This window comes from Nostoc sp. KVJ3 (assembly GCF_026127265.1).
Lineage (GTDB): Bacteria > Cyanobacteriota > Cyanobacteriia > Cyanobacteriales > Nostocaceae > Nostoc.
In genome coordinates, this window is sequence record NZ_WWFG01000002.1 from 1,040,392 (window position 1) to 1,061,769 (window position 21,378).

The window sequence follows — 21,378 nt, forward strand, 5'->3', positions numbered from 1 at the left end:
ACCGTTTAGAGATTGTTGTGATAACCATCACAAAATGGAGCCTGTTTAGTGTATTTGCACTGACAAAGAGCAACGCGCTTCTTCTCAGTAATCTCAAATGCAATTGGTTTAAACCCAGTCCCTTTATGAGCGCCATTGCAGAAAGGTTGATTGCTGGAGTGACCGCAGCTACACCAGTAATATGTGCCAGGTTCCACTTCCATTACTATTGGCTTTTTGGCAACTATGATAGGTTCATTTGGTTGTTGATTGACTAATATTGTTTCACTCATTATTTTCTCCTGATAAGTAAGGTGTAATGCCGCTTATTGTTCAGATAAGGCACACATAGAAAGCTGGAAGGCTTTATATCTAAGCTTTAGATATATCACTAGCATAATAAATGCTATGTGCAGTCAAAACTTCCTCTGGATGTTAAATGATGTCTCTGTTTACACCGTGTTTTTTTAGTGGGTTGAATTACTTCATTCAACAAACAATTATTTAATTTTTCTCAATTTTTTAGTAGATAAGATCGATAAATTAAGGATAAATTTAAGAAAGTGCAAAACTTTGCTAAAAACATAGCTTGCTCCCCTGAGCTTACACCTAAGTACTTTAATACTCCGTGCAAATAATCAAATAAAGAGAATATAAAAAAATCGGGTTTTTGGATGATTTCCAATAAACCCAATTTTTGACGCTAAATATCACGACTATTATTTGTGTATGGTGTCGATTTTTTGGTTTTAATTTATTGCTATTTAGAGGCTTAGTAATATTTACCGATATTTTTTTGAAAAGTATTGTAAGTAACCATGCAGAATTAATTACAGTCATTGCGAGCAAAGCTTACCCCGTAGGGGATCTTGTCTCGAAGATAAGCAATCCTAGCCCCCGCTTTCGCGAAGCGTGTCCAAAGGACTTATGCTTCATTTCGCTATCTCCAAGATCCCCTACGGGGTACGCTCCATTTGCTATGACATTGTGTAATTAATTTTGTTTAACTACTTATTTAGGATAGATTTTTTTCCATAATCCTAAGAGTGCTAAAGCACTAAATTCCAATAAACCAAAACTAGGTTCAGGAACAGAGGTTACTTTAACATTATCAATCAATAGTCCAGAATCAAAAGCGATATCTCCCACATTTATAACTCCAATTCCTAAAGTATATGTTCCTGTGGTCGGCAACTTAAAAGAAAAAGTCTGAAATCCAGTCTCTTCAGCAAACTCCGTTAAGGAAGTTTTTGATGTGGCATCTGTAACATCAGCTAGTTCTAATAGGGAACTGGTTGAACTGTCTGAAGAAGAATTGATTGAGACAAAGGAGAAATCTGGAAAAATAATTGGTGTTAATATTTCATCGCTCAGAAAATTATAATCAAAACTTAAAATGTCTCCAGCTTTCCCTGTGAATATTTGTTGAATACTAGAGCCTTTACTAACTTGTCCTTTCCCAAGATTATTTAGACTTCCAGCTTTTAATCCTAAAAATTTTTCTGTAATTGAATCATCAAATGTACCCCCTCCAGTTGACAAGAAAGCTTGCGAAGTTCCATCAGTTGGATCGCTACCAAATGTTGCAGTTTCTATACTGTTAGAGCCTAGTGTTGCCCATCCGGTAAAATTGCCAGTTTCAAAACTACCGTTTACGAGTGTTGCGTTAGTAGAAGAACGGGGAAAAGTAAATGTTTTTAATGACAATGTATATTGACCAGATTCAAAGTGGTCGCCAAGAAGATTAATGTCTCTCAAGCCAGATACAGCTAAGTTTAGATTACCACTTTTGGGTATCTCTCCCGTTAGTATGGGTAAAACATTATTGTCAGATTGATCGTCATTTATTTCTTGAATTTTACCAAAATCACTCAACTGCCCTAGTAGTGGATCAAATGACTGTGAATTTACCTCTACAGTAAATAAGTTTCCGGTATCCAAACTTGAGAAGGTGTAAAAGTCAACGTTCTCAGTTTCTAGCTGTCCATCTACACTACTAACACCAAATGGTAGAATCTTTCTGGTAGCAAAAGAGTTATTAGTCTCGCTTGCAGATACCGCATGAGCGGGTGGAGATATAGCGATAAAACTAAGTAAAATTGAATAACTACTAATAGCTAGAGTTGAGGATACCTTCATAAGATTTAAGTGGGTTGTAGTTTTTAATGCAATTTATTTATAGGGCTTACGCACTGGACAAAATAAATATGTTGTTACATAACATAAATACGTCATTTCATTGATGGTAAATAGACCACTATCGTAGTAGTGTGTCAAGTTTAAATTGATGGTTAAGAAAGTTCGTAGTGAGTTAGCGCGGTCTTGGAGGTTTCCTCCATGAGCGACTAACTTTCCCGTTGGGTAAGGACTTCAGTCCTTATTTTCTAAGCACTAAAGTGCTTACTACAAACTTTTCATTACTAGCTTGACAGACTATTAGGGGCATTTCCTGCGAGAAGCTACTTTGCGTCTATATGAATTGCGCTGACGATGGATGTGGTTTTTCAAATCATCTATACTTTGTCTTTTCTCTCAATGCGTAAATCCTAATTTATTTGGAATGGGTGATTTATTTACACTACGTTGCGATCAACTTTTTATGGTAGGAATTATGCTGTTATTTCATAGGGCAACATCATTTCATTGTCCTCATGTCCAAGCATGTGGCAGTGCCAGACGTAGGTTCCGATAAACGAATTGCTGAAGGGGAGATTTTCTGCTGCTCTAGCTCCAAATGGAACAATCAGACGGGTGACTTCATAAGGATTAGCTAATACTGTATCCTTCCATCCGGCCTCGTTTGGGGCTGGTGGTCTTGCTGGCCCGATCGCAAAGGGAGTAGGATCGGGTGGTGGATAACCAGTTGGTACTGTCGGCCCACCCATTGCATGTTCTATAATAACTGTCCGAGGCCCTGTAGCTAGGTATGCCTTTAAATACTTGGCCGGATTAATCTTTTGTCGGTTGAGAATCTGGAACGGAACCAGATGCAAGTGCATCGGGTGGGCGACGGGCTGAAGATTGATAATGTTCCACTGTTCCACGGTGTCAACTTTTGGCCGCTCCATCAATTCGGGGTTTTTGAATGTCTCATCCCAATAGACGTTGTTAAGTAGTAGCACAATCGGGCCAGTTGGCCCAGTTATCTCCACGAGTGTCAGAAACCGTTGCCGTATCGGTTTAACAGCTATCGGTTTGATCTGTGGTTTATGCAGTCGCAGCATCTTGGGAATTGGCTTGGAGGCGGCAGCAGTCGCATTGACTGTGAATTGCATGATTTCAGGCAGTTCGGGATTAAATATGATTAAGTTAGCCCTACCATTGGGATATGGAGAAATCGCGTCATTTTCCAAAACAATCTTATCTCCTGGCAAACTACCGGAGAAATCGATCAGCACGTCAGCCCGCTCGCCAGGAGAAAGCAATAAATGAGACAAATACACCGGGGCGTTGAGCATCCCCTGGTCAGTGCCAATTTGAATAATTGGCTGTTTCGACGACAGTTTCAGGTTGTAAGTCCGGGCGCTTGAACCATTGATAATTCGGAATCGGTACAAGGTGCGGTCTACATTGAGGTTCGGCCACGCCTTACCGTTTACAGTTGCAATGCCAACAACATATTCTACTAACCAGGGTGGCTGATTGGGGTGAGACATCGAGCCATCGGTATTGAAAGAACGGTCTTGTATTACTAGGGGCACTTCATAGGGAGCCCCAGATGGCAGACCGAGTGGCCCATGACCACCCACAGGATCGTCTACATCCCTGATTAGGTAAAACCCTGCGAGTCCGGCCAACACATTTAAACCAGTAATTCCCATCGCATGGTCGTGATACCACAAAGTGGCTGCTTCCTGATTGTTGTTGAAGTTGTATAAGTAATTCTGCCCTGGTCTAAAGGTATCCATTGGGTAGCCGTCACTTTTAGCTTCGGTGTTGCTACCATGCAAATGCAACGATACCCGTGGGCTATTCTTATCAGATTCTAAAGTACCATGCAACCCTGTATCAACTGCTCCCAAGAAGGGATGGTTGCCAACGATATTGTTGACTACATTGATACTTAGAGGTGTGCCCCTTGTAACTTCGATAGTTGGCCCCAGAATTGATAAACCACCATAACTCAACGTTGGGCTTGCCCCTAAGTTGCGGTGGAACGAATGCGAATTCTTGGCAATCATCAAAGTGCTGGGTGGCGAACCTGCAAATGGGGTGGGTAGAGACTCAGTAAACTTCGTTATATCCACCTGTGAGTTTGCATTAATTCTATTTGCTTTAAACATGGCTGTAGCAAGCAATCCGGCTCCACTACCCGCACTTGCAAAGATGAACTGCCTTCTTGTGAAGATTGCTGCCTTTTTTTTGGGTGTATACATAGAAGGATAAAAATTGCGATCGCTTTAGTTAGATTTTGCTGGCTCTGACAAAGAAATAATTACCTTTACAAAATTCTCTAATTTGGTTTAATCACAAAACCTATTCAAATCGAAGCATTTTTGATTTTGAATATAGTTTTCACTTTCAAGAAATTTTTGACCAGATAAGATCCTAACGTTAGAGAAAAAGTTAACTGGTTTAGGATTTACGCTCTGCTACTTAAATAAACCTAAATACACTTATTTCTTTCTCTCCCCCTGCCTCCCCTGCCCCCTGCCCCCTGCCTTATCGCAATGATAATTATTTACGCTCACCTACTTACTTCAGGAAGGACTGATAGGCAAACGAATTTGAAAACATGTCTCACCAGGTTGAGAAAAGCAGCGAATGTCTCCGTTATGCTGAGTCACGACAATTCGATAGGAAATTTCCAAACCTAAACCCGTACCTGAACCGACTTCCTTGGTTGTAAAAAACGGTTCAAAAATTCGAGATTGAATTTTAAGGGGAATTCCTGGCCCGTTGTCTATAATTTCGACAATAATATAATCTTTCTCTTGAGAAGTCCGTACCCAAATATTACCTTGTTCGCCTAATGCATCGATCGCATTATCTATAAGATTAGTCCAGACTTGATTTAAGGCACTTCCGTGAGCTTGAATGCAGGGAAGACTTTTTTGATACTCGCGTGTCACCACAATATTGTGCTTTCTCAGCTTGTAGCGCAGAATTGTCAAGGTATTGTCTAAACCCTCATGTACATCTATCTTCAATAAAGAAGCCCGATCCATGTAGGAGTAGTCTTTAATCGCCTTGACTATTTCTGAAACACGAGTAGTACCTTGTTCTAGTATCTTCAACAGCCCGGTTATAGATAGGGTTGCTTCGAGCCAAATTAGCACATCGGTAAAGGTATTAGTTGGTAAATACTCGCTAATTGCCTCTAACTTTTGATTATTTACGCCAGCGGCAACCAGGACAGGAGCAATTTTCCAGCCATCAGTAACATCATGTAACTCTAACCAATGCACTAATTCATCTTCCCAATCAATCTGAACCAAAGGATCGCCAGAATTTTGCGTTGCAGCGTATGCAGCATATTCGATCGCATCTTGCCTGAACGTTAAGAGGTGTTTTACTTGAGTTGGTGAGAGATATTGCTCAATAAATTTCAGAGTAACAGCATCTAAGGACTTGATTGTATCCTGCAACTGACCAGCAGCCCGATGTGCTGCTGATACTGGATTATTTAGTTCATGAGCCAGACCAGCAGACAACGTACCTAATGCTACGAGCTTTTCGTGTTGCTGAGATAACAATTGCAACTCTTGCATTCGATAAGCCATGTTCCCAAGAACAATTTTTCTAATTGTTGGACAAATGGTGATCATTTGCCAAAAATCATTCTCGTGTAGACAATACATGTGACTTTCACGCACTGCTTGTCCGCTTGCAAGATGAACAGTACCTGCCAAAAGAGGCACTTCACCAAAGAATGTACCAGTACCGTATGTAGCTAATACGATATTTTGGTTGCCAATTTCTCGTGAAAGCTGGATTGCTCCTTCAAATACCACATAGAAGTAGTCTACAGGATCGTCTTGGTGAAACAGTATGTCTCCTGACTTCAGCCATAATTCAGTCCCATTGAGAAAGCACTTAAGTTCATTTTCAGCCAAGTGTTCAAAAACTGATATTTTCCGCAATTTCTCCAGCATGGTAATTACCTAGAATATCGCTACAAACATGCAAGATATTGATGGATTAATTGAACTGCGATCGCACCTTCACCTACCGCCGAAGCGACTCGTTTCACTGAATTACAACGCACATCACCGATCGCAAAAATCCCTGGGACGTTAGTCTCCAAAAAAGCCGGATCGCGTTCTAATGTCCATCCTTTCGGTGACATCCCATTCCGCATTGTGTTAGCACCGGTGAGAATAAAGCCATTTTCATCACGTTCTACAACATCTTGCAACCAATCGGTACGCGGCTTTGCCCCAATGAAGCTAAACAGGGCATTGGTGGGAATAGTTTCGACTTTACCAGTTGTTGAATTCAAAAGGGTAATTGCTTCCAGCTTATCTTCTCCGAAAAATTCCGTTACCTCGCTCAATAGCTTGACGTGAATATTATTAATCTCCTCAATCTGTTCAATCAGATATTGAGACATACTTTTCTTGAGGGAGTCTCCTCGGACTACAAGGGTAACGGAGTGGGCAAACTTAGAAAGATATACAGCTGCTTGTCCAGCCGAGTTACCTGCACCAACAATAAATACTTCTTCCCCTTTACAAGTCAGTGCTTCGGTCATTGCAGCACCATAGTATACACCTGCACCTGTTAATTTTTCACTTCCAGGCGCTTTAAACTTGCGATAGGATACCCCAGTTGCAATAATCAAAGTGTGTGTACTGAGTTGCGAACCGTCTGCTAAGGTAATCAAGCGATATTGATTATCCAGACGAATATCGGTGACTTCTTGTGGTGAAAGAATCTCTGTTCCGAACTTTTGAGCCTGGGTGACAGCACGTTTAGCTAAATCTCCGCCATGAATCCCACCCGGAAAACCAAGATAATTTTCGATCCGGGAACTTGTACCAGCTTGTCCTCCTGGAGCCTCTCGTTCAATTAATACTGTGCGAAGTCCCTCAGATGCCCCATAAACGGCTGCTGCCAAACCAGCAGGGCCAGCACCCACAATAATTAAGTCATAAAACGGCATTTTGGGACGTGTTTTTAATCCGACTTTCTCAGCAATTTGGATATTTGTTGGCTCTACAAGATTCGATCCATCGGGGAAGAGAACTATCGGCTGGCGTTTAGTATCAGAGCTATTAACGCAGTTAACAAGGCGGTGAGCCTCATCTGACTCAATGTTTAACCATTGATAGGGAACATGATTCCGCGCTAAAAAATCTTTGACTTGATGCAATCTTGGCGACCAACGGCAACCAATGACGCGAACACCTTCAAAAGGTGGACGGAAAGAAGCTTGCCAAACCTCAAGTAAATCGTTCAGCATCGGATATAAACGTTCTTGAGGAGGGTTCCAAGGCTTCAAGAGGTAATAATCAATTTTTGCCTTGTTGATGGCATGGATAGCCGCGTTAGTGTCTGCATAAGCTGTGAGTAAGACACGTTTGGTCATGGGAAAAATTTCCATTGCCTGTTCTAGGAATTCCACACCGGTCATTTGTGGCATTCGCTGGTCTACAAGAAAGAGGGCTGCTGACTCATTACGTAACTTCAACTTTTTCAGCACCTCCAGAGCTATCTTAGCTGAACTGGCTCGCACCACTCGGAAGCGATCGCCATACTCGCTGCGTAAGTCATGCTCAATCGCTTGCAAAACTTCCGAGTCATCATCTAATGTCAATATTACAGGTTTAGCCATAAGTTCCTTAAAAAATGCTGCTTGAAGCAACATCCAGCAAACAACACATTTTTTTTAGTCGGTCTGTATTAAGTCTTTTCACAAGTGTTATGTGTGAGTCTCTAACTAGCGCTAAAACACAAACTACATTTATCAAACACACACAATCTAAGTTTTCTAAAAGCCTTTCTAAATAACCCTTCACCACAACTAAATGAGGTATATCGTTAAAACTAAAAAGCTTATCAAACACAATTCAGAAATTATACCAATTTTAAAAAAACAATGCGACAAATAACCATTTGTAGAGACGCGATTCATCGCGTCTTATCCAAAGATGTGTTGCAATCATTAATTTTATTGGTATCACAAATCAGAATGAACTCGACTAAAAAAGCGGATAGCGCAGGGATAGGGAGACTCGCTATCCCTGCGGGGATCTTGCTAGCAATAACGTCTTGTGGAGAGCATCTTGATTCTGAATTCTTCCTCAAATCTCAGGTCTAGCCATTCCTCACTACCAGATGAAATGCTATTAATTTGATTACACGATCGCTAGTTCAACAGTGTCATAATGCTCTAAAACTGTGACACCCTCACAAAATGCACCTTTCTTCAAGAAATCTAATACATTATCGGTTGCACCAACGATATAGATATCAATATCGCTACCCAACTTTTGCTTAGTGTAAATCAGATATCTCAGACCAGCCGCACTTATACATTTCAAATCTTTTACCAGTAAAACCAAGCGTTTGATTGATTTAGCTGTTGCTTTTTGCAATTCTTCCTCAAGCAGTTCCACAGCATTGGCATCAAGTAAACCACTTAAAGATATTTTGGCAACACCTCCGGTTACTTCTAACAAAGTTGCATTGAAAAATACTTGAGTAGGAAGAAGTCTAACTCTAACTTTTAGTTCGTCTGGAGTTGATGGTAGTTTAACCGTCAGGTTTTCAGCATCAAAGTCAGAATAAGGCTGGCCATTAATCCAAACTTCGCCAATTTGGACACTGCCAGGTGGTAAGATATCAGGCTGAACTCGTAGAATATTATCTTGGAATCCTCCTTGTTTTGGCTTGAAATACAAATCCATCGGCTTCTTAGTCAGCAAGAGATTAGTATAAACACAAGACAAGTATGCCAGTTCAAAGGAGTGATAACCGCTCATAGAGTGGCTACCCTTGCCCCTTTCAGTGCCTAGCAGGTAGGGAACTCCATTAGCCAAAACGTTGAAGTAGATACCGCCATCTGCGTAATCAAGGAACCAAGCGTTATAAAAAGCTGCTGATTCACGCGCTAGTTTTTGATAGCGATCGTTGTTAAGTGAGCCAGCTAAGATGAGGTAGGCTAATATAGCTTGTTCTTGTTGCCACCAAGCTTTGCGATCGTGCCAAACAAAGCGATGTGTCTTTTGGTTTGGTTCTAGAATCCGCTCTACAACATCGTACCACCCTCCACGCTGTTGGTCGCTACCAACTCCGGGCATGATATCTGCAATTTTTTCTGCCAAGGCAACATACTTCTCTTTTGGTTTTAGATGATGCATCCGCATCAGGTTCCAAGAGATTTTGAGGTTGTGACCTATAACTGCTCGGTTCTGTTGCCATCCCCATGTTGTATCATGACTCCAATCTTCATGAAAACGTTCTTGAACAAATGGACTAGAGTCGTAATTGGGAAAATGCTTTTCAATTATGTCAAAGGTATACTCAAGTAAATCAGCATATTCACTCTTACCAGTCGCTAGCCAAAGATTGATTAAGTATGCTGGGGCATGATCGCCTACTGAGTTCCAATTCTTTTTCGCTCGGTTATGTCCCAAAGTGCTACTGTAAGGGCTGAGATTAATCGGATCGATGTGTGAGAAAAAACCTCCTTTATCCGTTTTGTCGAGAAAATAGCGTTTGAACAGATTCATAGTCAATTCGATATCATTCATGATACCTGGGTCGCCCGTCACCCGATAAGTTTGGGTCAGACCTGCTAGTGCATAAATCTGCTCATAAGCTGGTATCGCATCATAGTCATCCCCAAATTCTGAGGAGAATATTTTTTGCTCTCTACCATCTGGTTTAACGTCAATTGCGTGATACCAATAGCAAATTCCTTCACCCTCATCTAGAAAACGCATGTGATTGCGCAAATATTCAGTGCCTTTTTCGGCAGCTTCTAAATAACGGTCATCCCCAGTCATCATGTAGGCTGTAGCAAAACCGTAAACTAGACGTGAAATTGTGTCGGTTTCTTGACGATTGCTGATTTCTTTTGCACCAACTAAGCCTAAATTAGTGCGATATTTTCGATAGTCAATTTCTCCATCTTCAAACTGCATTTTTAAGTAGAAATTAGCCAAGCTTCGGACTTGATTAACCCACCAATCCTGCTTTTCAAATGTATATTCACTTTCGGATTTACCAAGAAATACAATATGTTTAGCTTCAAACTTATTCTGATTATCTTCAGGGAAAAAAGTGCCGTACACAAAAAGGTAGCGATTTGAAACTAACATTGCTCTCATTTGCAGAGTGCAATCATAATAAGGTTCACCTAAATTCCGCACAAGTTCAGCATAGGTGGTTGCAGATAACGCTACCTCAAACTCTCTTTCATCGGTCGTTTTCAGATTGAATGTCCCAAAAACTCCGTTTTGAGAATTAAAGTTAGTAACATATCCAGCAATTAAATCTGAGAATGGGAAAGTTACTGTGTTCATTAAATTATCTCCCAAAATGTAATATCAACTTTTCAATTAGGACTTACGCAAAATATCTCTCAAACTCTCATTTCTCCGTGCCCTCTGCGCCTCTGCGGTTCGTTATAGTCAGGGCAATTCCTGAATTGCCCTGACATTTCATAGTTTACGAATTACAAATTAGTAAAACTATTTGGAAATGAGAACAACAATGCTACGACCTTGAACGAAGCAGAAATCCTCTGGAATTAAAGTTTCTTGCCCCGATTCCACAATATCCATAGGTGAAGGCTGGGCAGTGTCCACGACTTTGTACCATTTCCTAGATGAAAGATGAGGAATTTCAAATTTGAGATTATCCCAGTACATATTCATCATGACGTGGATATCTGATGCTCCTTGAAATCCTGCTAATGTAAAAGCAAGAATTCTGCCATGAGAATCGTTCCAATCTGGTTTAAATAAATGTAAACTATGCCAAGATATGTCTGCCAAACCTCGTTCATTAACTTCGCCATTGAAGAAGTGACGGCGGTGTAATGCTTCATGACAATAGCATTTACGGAAATTAATTAACATTTTGAAGAATCTGTATATATCAGTATTCTTCTCAACAAGATTCCAGTCAAACCAACTGATTTCATTATCTTGGCAGTAAGCATTATTATTGCCATGTTGAGTACGTCTAACTTCATCCCCAGATGTAATCATCGGTACACCCTGCGACAAGAAAAGAATAGCTGTAAAATTCTTAATTTGTCGTTGCCGTAGTGCATCAATTTCGGGATTGTCAGTTTCTCCTTCAACACCACAATTCCAACTCAAATTGTTATTTATTCCATCTCGACTGCCCTCGCCATTGGCTTCATTGTGCTTGTGGTTGTAAGAAACTAAATCATTGAGAGTAAACCCATCGTGGCAAGTGATAAAGTTAACGCTGTTAATTGGCAAGTGTCCGCTTGCTTGATAGAGGTCGGCACTTCCTGAAATCCGCCAAGCTACTGCCCCTGCTAGTCCTGAATCTCCCTTGACAAAACGCCGAACATCGTCTCGGAAACGTCCGTTCCATTCTGCCCAACGATATCCCGGAAAGTAGCCAATCTGATATAATCCAGCCGCATCCCACGCTTCAGCAATAATTTTTGTATCTGCTAGAACTTCTGATGTTTCAATTTGCCAAACTACAGGCGGATGAACCATCGGACTGCCGTTTTGGTCACGGGATAAGATAGATGCTTCATCAAATCGGAAGCCATCAACGTGCATCTCTTGCACCCAAAACTCTAGACAATCAACAATTAACTTTTGCACTAAGGGATGGTTGCAGTTAATTGTGTTCCCACACCCTGAGTAATCCATGTAGTACTGTTTATCAAATGGCACAAGGTGATAAAATATACTATTAAAAAACCCTTTAAAGTTAATGGTTGGGCCTTCATGGTTTCCTTCGCTAGTGTGGTTAAAGACTACATCTAGGATCACCTCAATTCCTGCCTGATGTAAGGCTTTCACCATATCCCGAAACTCTGTAATTGGATTTTTCTCATCGGGAGAAGTACAATATGAAGTTTCTGGGGCAAAAAAACTGTGTGGGTTGTATCCCCAATAATCTTTCAGTTGCTTACCGTTGACTTCTCGAAGAACTTCCGTTTCATCAAAGTCAAATACTGGTAACAATTCAACAGATGTGATCCCTAATTCTTGCAGGTAAGGAATTTTTTCGATGACTCCAGAAAAAGTACCGGGATGTTTGCAGCCAGAAGAAGGTGATTTAGTAAATCCCCGGACGTGTAACTCATAAATGATGGTTTCATTCATGGGTCGGTTAATGGGGCGATCGCCTTCCCAGTCATAATCTGATATATCTATGACTACACTACGCATTGAAGTAGCCAAGTTATCTTTCGACCCTAAAGCATCAGTGCGTTTCCACAGCGTGGTACTGTTTCCCTTAGAGTAAGGATCGATCAATATTTTGTTTTTGTTAAAGCGGTGTCCTTTTCCATGTAAATCTTGAGGGCCATCAATGCGATAAGCATAAGCAGCACCGGGTTTTAAACCTCTGATATAGATATGCCACAAGAAAAAGGTTTTATTCAGCTTTGGATCTAACTGAATGATTTCTATAGGTTCTGAGTCATTCGGTGTTTCAAACAACAACAATTCTACAGATGTTGCATGTTCAGAAAAGATTGAAAAGTTGACTCCATGTTTATCAGGCTTTGCACCCAAAGGATATGTGCGCCCCAATTCTACTTGGTACTTTGTTGTAGCTTCTGCTTGATATTGAAGTGGTATTGCAATCATTTTGCCTTTCTTCTCACCTAGAGCGTTAATTGATAATTTGCTGAACAATTCCGCAAGGCTTGATCAGGAACAAGCATATTTTTGGAAACATCAATTCCACAATTAGCTCAACCAATTTTGTTGAAATATTGGCAAAATAAACTTGGGTTGGATAGCAGAGAAAAACCCAGTTTATTTGTATTGTTTTAATACTGAAATTGGTTTCTAGTTAATGCGTAAACGGTTGCACTGAATTTTATCTGAGAGAATTGCACTAGCTATAATGCTTGTGTGAATTTCTAGATCGGCATCGGGAGGTGCTTCAAACCGAAAGCGTTGTCTTGGGAAAATAACTCGCTCAAAGTACCAATTAGGAATATTTGCGATCCGAAGTACCTGAATCTGGCTAGTAGAGTTAAGATAGTTACAAACAATCCAACCAGATTACTCAGAAAGTAGCAGCGTTTTTCTTTCCCACATGACAGACTCAATTTATGATCCTACTTTCTTATCTGGTTGCTATCTGCAATTTCTGCTCATTAATCGCCTTTAAGAAAACCTCCATAAACTCGGCGACTACATTAGGATGTTTTGCTGTGATGAGATTGCCATCAATGTGTAAATTTTTAGTTCCATCACCATCAAAGATAACGATCCCTCCAGCATTTTGTACATCACAAAGGATGTTATGAGCACAAGTCACTTCCCGATTCTTTAGGAGTTCAGGATCGGCGCAAAACAGCCAAAGGCTATGACAAATAGTTCCAATATTTAATTTTCCAGCATCCATAGCCTTAACAGCTTTTCGGAGAAATCTGACAGCAGGAGATTGATTTGGTTGACCTTGTTTAGGATACTCTTCATAGCGAAGACGATCCATTGCATAAGCACCAATGAGGATGATACCTTGATAATCGGTAGGTTCAACATCATTTACTTCTACTGTGACAGTCACTTCTTGTATTAGATCAATTCCCTTAAATGTCAGTTTATCTTGGTTCCAAAGATGAGAAATATACTCTATTTCGTATCCATTTTTTGGGAAAAAGCTATTAAATGCTCGAAATTCAATTTCGTCAAAGTGTTCTTCGATTAGTACAGCTATTTTACCCTGATTTTTAGCATTAGTTACCATGTTTTTTCTCCTATGCCTATTTACAACAGGCTTTTATTCATCTTCAATTTTGCAGTCTATCAGTCGGCTATTCATTTGAATTGAAAATATCATTCAGAGTACCAAAGCACCCCGCAGCTTTATTAAATCCTGCGTAAACGCACATGAACAACAAAAGCTCCTCTATTTCTGCACGGGTAGCACCTTGTTGCATAGCCATATTTATATGTGCAGCAAAAGGACTACCAGTGCCAACTTGATCTTGATTGACAACATCAATAGCAATTGTGATTAAAGCCTTGGTTTTTTGGTCAATTAATGGAAGACCCCATGCTTCACCCGCTACGCGAGTACAAAAATCCCCAAATTTCGGATTGATACTTTTTAAAGCATCTTGAAGTTTTACATCATCTAAAACAGCATTTTTATATACTGTTGTCTGGGAATTTTGCTCCAGTGTAGCATAATCTTGCTGAATCATAGATTTTCTCCAATTCTTACATAGAATTAACTTTTATAATGCCCAAATTGTTTTGGAAGAAAAAAGTTACTAAGTGCTTTGCTTGTGTAATCGACTAAAATATTTGATGAATGACTTGCTTTGCTTTTCCATCAAAATGATTGGGCAACCATTGCAGTAATTATTTTTTGCAATGTATTTTGATAGCTTTATCAAGCTCGTTTCTTTATTTATTTTTAACAATTTTGCCAAGTATGAACCAGGTAAAATCTTTGAGTTAAGACTAAATTTAAGCTTTTATACTATTACGGTATAAGTTTTACAAAAAATATCTTCTTGAAGTCGATACCGTGGAAGAAAATTTTTCCTTCTCTTCCTTCTCTTTCTTCTCTCTGTATGTTGCGCCAGTTGCTACAAGTCGGGGAACTCGCTTCTCTACGAGACGCTGTTCGCGTTCGCGTCTACGTTAAAAAATGACTCTTACAAAGACTGCTAACCTTAACAGAACCGCATTTGATTATAATTGGCTTATATAGCGGTTCCCATTCAAATGTGGTACAACATCATCTCGTAAGGTGTAGGGGCAATTCATGAATTGCCCCTACAGCTGTACCTCACATAAATGAAAACCACTATATAGGAATCCGCTTTGATTTGTGTTCGCACAGTGTCTTGAAGAGAATCCCAAAGCAATTTCGCGTCTCTACAAGGGTTTTGAAATCATGCAGAATCATTTTCATACCTGAATTCAGCAACGCCCCATAAGTCATAAAAATATCGGATGTAGTAGTTTAACCTGAAGAATGCACCGATAAACTAAGTGCTTCAGCGCTTTTCTTATACAGTTAAGTTGTTAAGTTTGTCCTTAAGTTATCGATCTTCATTTTACAAAAATTCATAGTGCTGCAAAACTCAGTATCAACAGACTTCATTCAGTTCGCTACTACAACTACGAAGAATATCATTAGATAATACAACAATTAAGGAGGGTTAGTAAACTTGATGAAGCTTAACAATGCCTGAAATTGTTTAGAGGTTTTGTAAATATTGGAAATATACCTTATTGGCAAAACCTGAAAAGCGATGTGCAACCTTTAGATATTGGCAAAAGTTTATTGAGATTAATATCTTTTACTTGCCAGTAACGGTTTGTAGCAACCGCAAAATTCCTTGTTGACTAAAGATTTTGAAAAAGTCCTTTTCGACTTTTAGACTAAAGTCTTTCTTGATGGTTTTTCTGACTTTTGACCTAAAGGCTTGAAGAAAAAAACCAAAGTAATTTTCTAATAGCTTTAAGTAGGTAGGCATAATTAAACATAAAATTAAGATCCTAGTTCGTAGTGAGCGATTCATCTCTCAAAACAAGGATTATTAGGACTAAAGTCCCGACTACGAACTTTAATTTCTTTGCGCCTACCTACTTAGAACCTGAAGCTTTAATTTACTGTTGGTGAATTATGTAGCAAAATTAGTAAATATAAATTAATTTTGAACTTGCATAATTCCCTAGCCAACCTCTGATATGTCTGTATGCTGTATTGCTTTAGCTTCTTTATTTGCGATGTAAGGTTAATTTTGATTCTAAGGCAAACATATCTTGTCAAGAAAATATCCTCAGTCTTAGTGATTTTTAGGTTGTTTTTTAACAACTTTTATTATTGCCATAAATGACTTTTTCTCATTCTGTTTGTCATAACCACAACCGAGGAAAAAACCATGCGTAACAAGTTTTTAATTAATACTAAATCAACGGGTATTGTGCTTGATGAAGTAGTGGTGAAAACTGCCAACCGCAATAGGGTGGAGCAAGCCGATTCTGCGGGGAGTGGCGATCGCACCGATTCAAATATAAGTCATGCAGATAGGGTAGCTCAAACTCAAAAGCTTTTAGATCGAGCGATCGCATCTGCTTGGTACACAGTCAAGAGCGATCGCAGACCACCAGCCTTGACTCCCATCCGATGGGTATGGCGGCTTGCAGGTCTTTACCATCTGTGCCACTCCACCCCCCAGTTAATGGAAGAAGCTGCTCAACATTTTGCTTCAGCAGATCGCCAAAGTTTGGCACAGTGGGCTTTAAAAAAAGCTAAAGAGGAAGCAGGTCACGATCAACTCGCTCTCCTTGATATTCAGTCGATGGGATATGAAGCTCAAGCAGTTGTGGAAGCACTTGTTCCTCCAGCTGCAAAGGCTTTAGTGGATCACTTCACCCGAACTGTGCAAAACTCAGATCCCATTGATTGTGTAGGTTATTCCTATACAGCCGAACGCCTAGCAATATGCAGAGGATTAGAATACATTCAGAGGATAGAGGTCTTGCTACCATCAGGTAAAAATGCCACTCGCTGCCTACGCGTACACAGTGCTATTGGTACTGACGTAGAGCATGTAGAGGAGGCAGTTGAGATGATTGCAGAACTTACTCCGAATGAGCAGACCCGTGTGGCAAAAGCCTGTTACCAAGCCGCATTGTTGCGCTTTAGCCCACCGGTAAAAAACTACATATCAGATGAGGAAATTCAAAATGTCTTGAAACCGTTCAAACTACTAGAACCTATAAACAACTAAAGGTGAGACTTGGTTATTAACTGTTCATGCAGTAACCCAACAACCAAGACTAACTCATCCGATACAGCCTCAACTATCCAATTCAGAACAACTACAAGGACATAACAATGAATACCATCGCAACTATCGCTATCGACGAACAATCTTTAAGCTCTGACTATTTTCCTAGCAGCCTCTTTGAGAACAGCTTAGATGTCTTAAACGATTCCGACTTTGAGTTAGAGAACATTATGAACAAGGAATTTCCACAAGGATTGCCAAGCGATCTCGACAGTGCTGATTTTTAATTTTTCCCTCAACTTTTGACCTGACTTGTTCCCAGCCTCCAGGCTGGGAACAAGGCAACACAAGAAAACTAAATAAGTCGGTATAAATAAACCTAACCATGTAACAGAATGTAAAAATCACAAGACCTTTGCGATTGCAATTCTTGGAGACGCTCCGCGAATATTCCACTTCCTTACATTCCAATACTGCGTAGGTTTTGAATCGATCCCCCCAACCCCCCTTAAAAGGCTTGCTCAGAATGGCTTATTTTTCCCCCTTTTTAAGGGGGACTAAGGGGGATCTCTAATGACTATGCACCAAAACCTACGCAGTATTGCCTTACATTCGCAATGACATACATTGAAATTTTCACGCTGACTTACTTACATAATAGACATCTCCAGAAATTACAGCAGAATTAAAGTATTTGAACCACACTTGTCGTAGGGGCAATTCATGAATTGCCCCTACGACAAATGTGGTCTATGGTCTATTTACCTGAAAATAGCTGCAAATATGCGTCACCTGAAATCTTTGTAGAGACGCGAAGAAGTTATTTTTCACAAGCACCTAATGCTTTCAGCGTCGCAATCATTGCTGTCGTTAAGCCTGTAATCCCCCTGATGTTCATTCCCTGATAGAATTTTTCAGCTTTTAAGGTTTTTAAGCACTCACTTGTCGTCAAATCCCAAAGTCGAATTGTTTCATCAGCGCCACTGCTAGCTAAAGTTTGATTATCTGGGCTAAAGGTAACTGACCAGATCCAAGCTGAATGTCCACGCAGTGTTTTTTTGCATTCGCCTGTATTCACATCCCATAATTTTACTGTGTAATCGGGACTACTACTGGCTAGAGTCTGACCGTCGGGACTAAAGATAACTGCTTTAACGATACCATTTGCACAAACCTCGAAAGTTTTAAGACAGCTACCAGTCCTAATATTCCACAACCGGATTTTTCCATCGTAACCGGCACTAGCTAATAGTTGACCATCTGGACTAAAAGCAATTGACCAAACCCAATTTTTATGACCCTCTAATGTTTCTTTGCACTCACCAGTACTAATATCCCACAGCTTGACTGTCTGATCCCAAGCGCCACTTGCTAAGATTCTTCCTTGAGGACTGAAAGCGACTGATTGAACTACAGCACGATGTCCCTGGAAAGTTTGCAAAGCTTGACCCGTATTGACATTCCACAACCTCACTGTTTGATCGCCACTACCACTTGCTAGTATTTGACCATCTGGACTAAAAGCAACTGACCAGACTAGAGCATGATGTCCTTGAAAAGTTTGCAAGACTTGACCTGTATTGACATTCCACAGCTTCACTGTTCGATCGTCGCTACCACTTGCCACTATTTGTCCATTTGGACTAAAGGCAACCGCTCGAACTGCGGCCTGATGGCTCTGGAGAGTTTTGAGACATTCACCTGTATTAACATTCCACAACCTCACCATGCAATCATGGCTACCACTTGCTAATATCTGACCATCGGAATTATAAGCAACTGACCAGACCTGACTGGTATATCCGCTAAGGGTTTTGAGACATTGACCATTAGTGAGATTCCATATCTTCACTGTTTGGTCATCACCGCCACTGGCAAGAAGATCCCCTTGCTGGTTAAAAGCGACGGATAATACCCAACCAGAATGACCCTGAAGAGTTTTGAGACATTCACCTGTACTAACACTCCATACCTTCACTGTTTGATCGTGACTGCCTGTAGCGATAAGATTACCTTGAGGACTAAAGGCAACTGACCAGATCGCACTATCATGCCCCTCAAGAGTTGCGATACATTCACCAGTGTTCAAGCACCACAACTTCACTGTTTGGTCATCACTGCTACTCGCTATTGTCTGACCATCAGAACTGATACTGATTGACCGGATGCCATCAAGATGACCCTGGAAAATTTTCAGGCATTTACCAGTGCTGACATCCCACAATCTAATGGTATCGTCATCACTGCCGCTCAGTAACATCTGACCATTCGGATGGAAAATCACACTGATTACCCAACTTGTATGCCCTTGAAAAATTCTCAGGCATTTACCGGTGCTAACATTCCATAGCCTTACCAGATGGTCATTACTGCCACTTATTAGGGTGTTTCCATCGGGACTAAAGGCAACCGACCAAACCTCAGTATTATTATGTTCCCGAAAGGTTTGGATGCATTGACCTGTACTGGTATTCCACAGTTTTACAGTAGAGTCAGCACTTCCGCTGGCAAGAGTTCTACCATCTGGACTAAAAGCAAGTGATACAACCCAGTTGGTATGTCCCTTACAAGTAAAAATTTGTTTCCAATCTGAGACTTGGTATAAGCGAATCTCACTATTGGTATCACCTAAAGCCAAAAGTTTTCCATCAGGGCTAAAAGCTACTGAGAAAACACCGCCAAAGGTTTCAGCAAAGACAGACCGATCAAAATCAGCGTTTTGGAAATTTACATCGCGCAATTTCATACACCGCAGGTCTACTTGCCAAAGAGTCTGAGAAGAAAAATCATAGCTGCTGAGGTCAGTTCCCAGATGACAAAGTAGATTCAGGATGTTTCCCGCTGTATAACTTTGTTCTAGAGGTGATGTTTCTCGGAGATTTACCAAGATTTTGGCTAGCTGATTTTCTAGGTTTTTTTTGCTTCTAAAAATACCAAGTAATCCATCTATAACTGGTTGGACAATCAGGCGAATTTGAATATCCCTGACGTAGTCTTTTGCCATTGCCTTCATTAAAGCATGACACCTAAATAAATCTATATTCTCAGTGGCAATTTCTTGACAAACTCGATCTATCAACTTCTGAGTTACATACTCCATCACTACAGGTTGGAGTGTGAATAGTGCTTCACTTTTTTCGATTAGCGATCGCCTTACCAGAGACTCTAAAGACTCTAATACTTTTTGTGGTGGGATTGGTGATACAATATCATCGCGGATTTCTGATAGTGAAACTGGCTCGCGATTGATGGCTAGCCAGTACATTGCATCCTTTTCTAATTTTGACAAGCGTAAGAACTGCTGCTCTAAAAGCTCATGAATATCACCAAAAACAGTTGTCTCTTGTTGTAAAAACTCAGATATGTCACCACAAAATACATCTTGAATAGTAGTAGCAACGACCTTTAATGCTAAGGCGTTACCTGCATAACGCTCTACCAATTTGCTGGATTCTGACTCGGAAGCTGAGACCCCTTTGACTTTCAAAATTTCCTGGCCTTCGCTTGCCTGTAAACCACCAAGAAGAAAGGAACGGACACATAGTGTTTCTCCTTCTAAGGATGCCACTTCTTGAGGTTTTTCCCGACCTGTGAGCAGCAAGCAGCTTTGATGAGTTACTTCCCCGACTCGTTTGAGCAGATCCCCGTATCCCTGATATCCTTCTCGGTAAAGTCCGGCTCGACTACCACTTTGTAGAATTGACTCGATATTATCTAGTATCAATAGACATCTATGCTGCCGTAGATAATCAATGAGTCTGGATATTCTTTCGCCGACGCTTTCTGGTAAAGAAACTTCTGTTTCTTGCTCGTCGGATAAGAACTGGATCAGGCTAGCTAAAATATTTTTGATGGGCGGGGCTTCTCGCAGCGATCGCCATATGATATACTCAAAATTATCTTTAATGCGCTCTGTCAGCTTTATAACCAGAGCCGATTTACCAATTCCTCCCATTCCCAAAACTGCCACTAACTTACACCGATCTTCAAGGAGCAATTGTTCTAATGTGGACGTTTCTTCTGCACGCCCATAAAAAACTGATACATTAGTTGCTTCTCCCCAATCTTGGCGCTGAGATTGGTCAGAATTGGTGTAACAATCTTTATCCAACTGGATATTAAAAGCTTGGAAGAAAAGTTCAATTGTTCGTTTATCAACTCCGTCTTCACGAGACAGCACCTTAGAAATTGTTGCTGTGTTGATGCCAATGCGTTCACTTAAATCTTCAAAGGTATATCTGTTGCCATAGTTTTCGTTTAATTCGGCAGTAAGTCTAGCAGACTGAAGTTTTTGTAATCCTTCTGGAGTGAGAATAAGACCACGTTTGCGCTTCTGCTTTGAAAGTTTCATAAAACCTATTACCTTTGTAGATATAAAACATAACTGGCTTGGCTTTGTGATTTATTCATCTTGGAGAAAACTATTTTGGAATTATAAATTTGTTACTTATTTTCTCCTCTAGCTAAGGATATTTAATATAAGAGCAGCAAACACACGCAAGTATAAATATATCACAAAA

12 protein-coding genes and 1 pseudogene are annotated in these 21,378 nt (G+C 40.3%); 2 read left to right on the top strand and 11 right to left on the bottom strand.

Features of this window, described 5'->3' with window-relative positions; genetic code table 11:
- Positions 1-5: 5 nt before the first annotated feature.
- From GTQ43_RS20555 to GTQ43_RS20600, 10 genes and pseudogenes are all read right to left on the bottom strand, one after another.
- Positions 6-272: a CDGSH iron-sulfur domain-containing protein gene (locus GTQ43_RS20555; protein ID WP_265274606.1), complete on the bottom strand. Its 267-nt coding sequence runs from the start codon at positions 270-272 to the stop codon at positions 6-8.
- A 718-nt stretch (positions 273-990) separates the two neighbouring features.
- The gene (locus tag GTQ43_RS20560; RefSeq protein ID WP_265274607.1) at positions 991-2,118 is read right to left on the bottom strand and encodes a hypothetical protein; all 1,128 of its coding nucleotides are present in this window, start codon (positions 2,116-2,118) and stop codon (positions 991-993) included.
- 470 nt (positions 2,119-2,588) lie between these two features.
- Entirely contained in the window at positions 2,589-4,355 is a 1,767-nt protein-coding gene (locus GTQ43_RS20565; RefSeq protein ID WP_265274608.1) for a multicopper oxidase family protein, read from the bottom strand.
- A gap of 324 nt (positions 4,356-4,679) precedes the next feature.
- Positions 4,680-6,074, bottom strand: a complete 1,395-nt coding sequence (locus GTQ43_RS20570) for an ATP-binding protein (protein ID WP_265274609.1) — start codon at positions 6,072-6,074, stop codon at positions 4,680-4,682.
- A 20-nt stretch (positions 6,075-6,094) separates the two neighbouring features.
- Complete coding sequence (locus GTQ43_RS20575) at positions 6,095-7,756, bottom strand: FAD-dependent oxidoreductase (RefSeq protein ID WP_265274610.1); 1,662 nt, start codon at positions 7,754-7,756, stop codon at positions 6,095-6,097.
- Between the two features lie 523 nt (positions 7,757-8,279).
- Complete coding sequence (locus tag GTQ43_RS20580; protein ID WP_265274611.1) at positions 8,280-10,451, bottom strand: AGE family epimerase/isomerase; 2,172 nt, start codon at positions 10,449-10,451, stop codon at positions 8,280-8,282.
- 168 nt (positions 10,452-10,619) lie between these two features.
- Entirely contained in the window at positions 10,620-12,737 is a 2,118-nt protein-coding gene (gene glgX, locus GTQ43_RS20585) for a glycogen debranching protein GlgX (protein WP_265274612.1), read from the bottom strand.
- Between the two features lie 207 nt (positions 12,738-12,944).
- Positions 12,945-13,151, bottom strand: a pseudogene (locus GTQ43_RS20590) (DUF1830 domain-containing protein); the annotation flags it as partial.
- Between the two features lie 73 nt (positions 13,152-13,224).
- Positions 13,225-13,851, bottom strand: a complete 627-nt coding sequence (locus GTQ43_RS20595; protein WP_265274613.1) for a DJ-1/PfpI family protein — start codon at positions 13,849-13,851, stop codon at positions 13,225-13,227.
- A gap of 67 nt (positions 13,852-13,918) precedes the next feature.
- A complete protein-coding gene (locus GTQ43_RS20600) occupies positions 13,919-14,311 on the bottom strand; it encodes a carboxymuconolactone decarboxylase family protein (RefSeq protein WP_265274614.1) in 393 nt (130 codons plus the stop codon).
- A gap of 1,695 nt (positions 14,312-16,006) precedes the next feature.
- Here GTQ43_RS20600 and GTQ43_RS20605 point away from each other — a divergent pair.
- Complete coding sequence (locus tag GTQ43_RS20605) at positions 16,007-16,858, top strand: hypothetical protein (RefSeq protein WP_265274615.1); 852 nt, start codon at positions 16,007-16,009, stop codon at positions 16,856-16,858.
- Positions 16,859-16,965: 107 nt separating this feature from the next.
- Complete coding sequence (locus tag GTQ43_RS20610; protein ID WP_265274616.1) at positions 16,966-17,145, top strand: hypothetical protein; 180 nt, start codon at positions 16,966-16,968, stop codon at positions 17,143-17,145.
- A 533-nt stretch (positions 17,146-17,678) separates the two neighbouring features.
- Here the strand turns inward: GTQ43_RS20610 and GTQ43_RS20615 are convergent.
- On the bottom strand, positions 17,679-21,209 hold the full coding sequence (locus tag GTQ43_RS20615; protein WP_265274617.1) for an NB-ARC domain-containing protein: 3,531 nt from the start codon (positions 21,207-21,209) through the stop codon (positions 17,679-17,681).
- Between the last annotated feature and the right edge of the window lie 169 nt (positions 21,210-21,378).